We start from the raw sequence: 1,079 nt of genomic DNA on the forward strand, positions 1-1,079 counted from the left end.
GATGATCCAAAACAAGAAAAACCAGAACAACCAAAGCAAGAGAACGTTCAAATTCCAGCAGCGCAAGTAAATGAAGCGATCTCTAAGACGTCTGAAAAGATGTTACAAGATGGAATTGAAAGTGATTGGGTAGCTTTAGGACTTTCTCGTTCTGGAAAGAACATACCAATTGAGGCGAAATTAAATTATGTTAAGTCTGTAACTGAAAAAGTAGAAAAGCGTATTAATCGTTTTTCAGCGACAGATTTAGCTAGAACGATTATTATGATGAATGCAATGCATGCAGACCCTACAAAGGTAGGCGAACATAATTTAGTTCAAAAATTGTACGAATCAGATAAAGTGAATTCTGTTACAGGTTATACATTTGCTTTACTTGCATTTGATACGAAGAAATATGAAGTTCCAGTGAATTCAAAATGGAATCGAGTTGCTTTAGTTGATGCGCTTTTAAACGCACAACATACAGATGGCGGCTGGACTTACGATAGCGCAAGCAGTAAAGACAGTGCTAGTAGCGTTGATGTAACAGGTATGGTTTTATCAGCATTAGCTCCTTATCAAGATCGACCAGATGTGAAGCCAGCTGTAGAAAAAGCTGTTGCCTATTTATATAACGAACAACTAGAAAATGGTGGTTTTTCTGCTGATGGACAAGAGAATTCTAATAGTGCTGCGCAAGCGATTATTGGATTATCACTTGTTAAAGATGCAGATCAACATCGTCTACATAAGGCAATGCAAAATCTACTATCATACCAACTTCCAAATGGTGAATTCAAATGGTTACCAAGTGATCAAAACGGTAGCGGAATGGCTACAGAGCAAGCATTCTTAGCTTTACTTCAGTTTAAAGACCTTGGGAAATCGATTTATAACTGGTCAAATGTATCGGTTCCTGAAATCGATAAGAAACCAAATGTGGATTCAGAAAATGTTGTAGTAGAAAAAGAAGTTACTGAACAACCACAAGTACAAGAAGAAACGAAAGATGACACGCTAAAAGTTGTTGTCGATAATGAACCGGTTAAAAATAAAAAATCCGGAAACGGTAGCACGTTACCACAAACAGGAGCATC

General features: G+C 37.3%; 1 protein-coding gene. It reads left to right on the plus strand.

All coding sequences use genetic code 11. The features are described 5' to 3' along the window. A partial coding sequence (locus MR113_RS27220; protein ID WP_242257477.1) for a prenyltransferase/squalene oxidase repeat-containing protein occupies nucleotides 1–1,079 on the plus strand: 1,079 nt, incomplete at both ends.

It is taken from the genome of Bacillus cereus group sp. BfR-BA-01379 (genome assembly GCF_022663605.1).
GTDB classification, from domain to species: Bacteria; Bacillota; Bacilli; order Bacillales; family Bacillaceae_G; genus Bacillus_A; species Bacillus_A mobilis.